Consider the following 4,467-nt stretch of genomic DNA (forward strand, 5'->3'; position numbering starts at 1 on the left):
ACCCCCCGCCTTTTTGTGGCGGGGGGTTTGTTGTTATTCAGCTGCGTCTTTGTATGCGTCCATTGGGGGGCATGTGCAGACGAGGTTTCGGTCTCCGTATGCGTTGTCGACGCGGTTGACGGGGGACCAGTATTTGTCGACGCCCATGGAGCCCGGGGGGAAGCAGGCCTGTTCGCGGCTATAGGGGCGGTCCCAGTCTCCGACCAGATCGCGCACCGTGTGGGGGGCGTTTTTCAGCGGGTTGTTGTCCGCGTCGATCTTGCCGTCGATGATGTCCTGCGCTTCCGCTCGGATCGAGAGCATGGCGTCGCAGAAGCGGTCGAGCTCGGCCATGGGTTCCGATTCCGTGGGCTCCACCATCAGGGTTCCGGCCACCGGCCAGCTCATGGTGGGCGCGTGGAAGCCTGAATCGACCAGACGTTTGGCGATGTCGTCAACGCTGACATGCGCCGCCTCGTCCAGCGGTCTTGTGTCGAGGATGCATTCATGCGCCACCCGGCCTGTTTCCGAGGTGTAGAGGATCGGATAGGCCTCCTTCAGACGTGCGGCGATATAGTTTGCGTTCAGGATCGCCACTTTGGTCGCCTGCGTCAGACCGGCACCGCCCATCAGCAGCACATAGGCCCAGCTAACCGGCAGGATGGACGGCGAGCCGAAGGGCGCCGCCGAGACCGGACCCACGGCGGTGCCGTATTCCGGGTGGCCGGGCAGGTGTTCGGTCAAATGCGCCTTGACGCCGATCGGGCCCATGCCGGGGCCGCCGCCGCCATGGGGGATGCAGAAGGTCTTGTGCAGGTTCAGGTGGCTGACATCGCCGCCAATGTCTCCCGGACGCGACAGGCCGACCATGGCATTCATGTTGGCCCCATCGATATAGACCTGACCGCCATGGTCATGGGTGATCTGGCAGACCTCCTGCACGGTGGTCTCAAAGACGCCATGGGTGGACGGATAGGTGATCATGCAGGCGGCCAGATGATCGGAATGCTTTTCCGCCTTGGCGCGGAAGTCATTCAGGTCGATATTGCCGTTCTCATCCGCCTGCACCGGCACAACCTGCCAGCCCACCATCTGGGCCGAGGCCGGGTTGGTGCCATGGGCCGAGGTCGGGATCAGGCAGACATTGCGCTGCCCTTCGCCACGGGCGAAGTGGTAGTTGCGGATGGTCAAGAGACCCGCATATTCCCCCTGCGCGCCCGAGTTGGGCTGTTGGCTGATCGCGTCATAGCCGGTGATCTGGCACAGCTTGTCGTTCAGATCGGCGATCATCTCGTGATAGCCCTGCGCCTGATCTTCGGGGCAGAACGGGTGCAGATTGCCGAACTCGGGCCAGGTGACCGGGATCATCTCGATCGTGGCGTTCAGCTTCATGGTGCAGGACCCCAGCGGGATCATCGCCCGGTCCAGCGCCAGATCGCGGTCGGCCAGACGGCGCATATAGCGGGTGATCTCGGCCTCGGCCCGGTTCTGGTGGAAGATCGGGTGGGTCAGGTATTCGCTTTCCCGCAGCGCGTAATCGGGCAGGCGGTAAGCGACGTTCGAGCTGTCATCGGTGCGGTCGATGCCGAAGGCACCCCAGACGGCCTCGATGGTCTCGGGGCGGGTCTGTTCGTCCAGGCTGATGCCCACTTTTGTCTCGCCGACCTTGCGCAGGTTGACGCCGCGCGCCACGGCGGCCTCCATCACCGTTGTCTGCAGATGGCCGACCTCAACCGTGATGGTGTCAAAGAACACTTCCGGCTCAACAGCAAAGCCTGCCTCTTCCAGACCAGCGGCCAGACGCGAGGTCTTGCGGTGCACCGATTGCGCGATGGCCTTGATGCCGTCGGGGCCGTGATAGACCGCATACATCGAGGCAATCACCGCCAGCAGCGCCTGCGCGGTGCAGACATTCGAGTTCGCCTTCTCGCGCCGAATGTGTTGCTCGCGGGTCTGCAGCGACAGCCGGTAGGCCTTGTTGCCGCGGCTGTCGATGCTGACACCGATGATCCGGCCCGGCATCGAGCGTTTCAGCTTGTCGGTGGTCGCCATGTAAGCGGCATGCGGGCCGCCATAGCCCATCGGCACGCCAAAGCGCTGGGTCGAACCGATGGCAATGTCCGCGCCCATCTCGCCGGGGGATTTCAGCAGGGCCAGCGACAGGATGTCGGCGGCGACAATGGCGATGGCTTTATGTTCGTGCAGCGCCGCGATTTCCGATGTGAAGTCGCGCACATGGCCGTGGGTGCCGGGGTACTGGAAGATCGCACCAAAGACGGCGCCCGCATCCAGCGTGTCCGGATCGGCAACCTGCACGTCGATGCCCAGAGGCTCAGCCCGGGTTTTGATCACCGCGATGGTCTGCGGGTGGCAGTTCTTGTCCACAAAGAAGGCGGCGTTGTTGGCTTTCGAACGCCCGCCGCGCTTGGCCATCGCCATGGCTTCGGCGGCAGCTGTGGCTTCGTCCAGCAAGGACGCGTTGGCCACGTCCAGCCCGGTCAGGTCGCTGACCATGGTCTGGAAGTTCAGCAGCGCTTCAAGCCGGCCCTGGCTGATCTCGGGCTGATAGGGCGTATAAGCGGTGTACCAGGCCGGGTTTTCCAGGATGTTGCGCAGGATCGGCGCGGGCGTGGTGGTGCCATAATAGCCCTGACCAATCAGCGAGGTCAAAACGGTGTTCTTGCTCGCCACCTCTTTCATGTGGAACAGAGCGTCGCGTTCGGTCATCGCCGGACCCCAGTCCAGCGGTTCGGTCTGCCGGATCGCGGGCGGGACGGTGGCGTCGATCAGCTCGTCCAGCGTCTTGAAGCCAATCACCTTGAGCATGTCGCGCATCTCGGTCGGGCTGGGCCCGATATGGCGGCGGTTGGCGAAGTCATAGGCTTCGTAATCGGTCAGTTTGAAGGCCATCGTTGCGCTCCTCAGGGAATGTCTCGCCCGGCCGCTGTGGCGGATGCCTCCGGCGGGGATATTTTTAGCCAGATGAAGGACGGACCCCCGCAAGGATCCGCCGTGATTTCTTAGCCGATGAAGGCTTTGTAGCCGGCTTCGTCCATCAGATCCTCAAGCTGCGACGCGTCCGCGATCTTGACCTTGTAGATCCAGGCCTCGCCCTCGGGGTCTTCGTTCAGCGCGCCGGGGTTGTCGGCCAGCGCCTCGTTGACCTCGACAATCTCGCCATCCACCGGGGCGTAGAGTTCCGAGGCCGCCTTGACGGATTCGATCACGCCGATCTCGCCGTCCTTCTCGAACTCGTCACCCACTTCCTGCTGCTCGACAAAGACCACTTCGCCCAGCTGCTCGGCGGCATGTTTGGTGATGCCCAGAGTGGCCACGTCCCCTTCGACGGTCAGCCATTCATGCTCTTCGGAATAATAGGTTGCCATGCTGTCTCTCTCCTGACTTCAACGCTTGTAATTCTGGGTGACAAAGGGCAGCGCCACGATCTGCGCCGGTTGCGCCTTGCCCCGGATGATCAGGTTCACCTTCTCTCCCGGCTCACCGTGACCGGCGGACACGTAGCCCATCGCCACCGGGCCACCCACCGTGGGGCCAAAGCTGCCCGAGGTGATCTGACCGATGGTGTTGCCATTGCTGCACTGGATTTCCACGCCCTGACGCGCCGGGGCGCGGCCATCGGGCTTGATGCCCACCAGCTTGCGGGCGGCACCCTCGGCCAGTTCGCGTTGGACACGCTCGGCACCCGGGAACCCGCCCTCTTCCTTGCGGCGCTTCTGGATTGCCCAGCCAAGGCTGGCCTCGATGGGTGAGGTGCTCTGATCGATGTCATTGCCATAAAGGCACAGCCCCGCCTCCAGCCGCAGGCTGTCGCGCGCGCCCAGACCGGCCGGTTCGCAATCTTCATGCGCCAGAAAGGCCTTGGTGATCTCGATCGCCTTGTCCTCGGGGATCGAGATCTCATACCCGTCCTCGCCGGTATAGCCCAGCCGCGAGATGCGGCATTCGGTGCCCATAATGTCGGCCACGGTGGTTTCCATGAACTTCAGATCCCGCGCCGCAGGGCAGAGTTCCCCCACAACATCCTCGGCCTTGGGGCCTTGCACCGCCACCAGCGCCCGGTCGAAGATCTCGGTCACGTCTACGCCTTCGAGGTTCGCCTTCATATGCGGAATGTCCTGATGCCGCAGCGCCGCGTTCACCACCACAAAGAAATGATCCCCCGCGTTCGACACGATCAGATCGTCCATGATCCCGCCTTCGGCATTGGTGAAAAACCCGTACCGCGCCTTGCCTTCTTTCAAGGTCGCATAGGCCTGCGGGCAGATCGCCTCCAGCTTCTCGCCCACATTCTCACCGCGCAGGATCACCTGACCCATATGAGACACATCAAACACCGCCGCCTTCTCACGACACTGCTTGTGTTCCCCCATAATCCCCAGCGGATACTGGACAGGCATCTCCCAGCCCGCAAAATCAACCAGCTTACCTCCCAACTCAACGTGCAAGGCGTACAAGGGCGTGCGTTTC

The 4,467-nt window shown here is 63.0% G+C and carries 3 protein-coding genes; all 3 read right to left on the minus strand.

Going from position 1 to position 4,467, the window contains the following annotated elements; all coding sequences use genetic code 11:
* Positions 1 to 33: 33 nt before the first annotated feature.
* Entirely contained in the window at positions 34 to 2,889 is a 2,856-nt protein-coding gene (gene gcvP / locus ACR0KX_RS21040) for an aminomethyl-transferring glycine dehydrogenase (protein ID WP_170624941.1), read from the minus strand.
* A 110-nt stretch (positions 2,890 to 2,999) separates the two neighbouring features.
* Positions 3,000 to 3,365 (minus strand): glycine cleavage system protein GcvH, encoded by a 366-nt coding sequence (gene gcvH / locus ACR0KX_RS21045; protein WP_170456856.1) that lies wholly within the window; start codon positions 3,363 to 3,365, stop codon positions 3,000 to 3,002.
* An 18-nt stretch (positions 3,366 to 3,383) separates the two neighbouring features.
* Positions 3,384 to 4,467, minus strand: a 1,084-nt coding sequence (gene gcvT / locus ACR0KX_RS21050) for a glycine cleavage system aminomethyltransferase GcvT (RefSeq protein WP_480708769.1), incomplete at its 5' end; no start/stop codon positions are given.

This window comes from Ruegeria sp. BG5 (assembly GCF_056538425.1).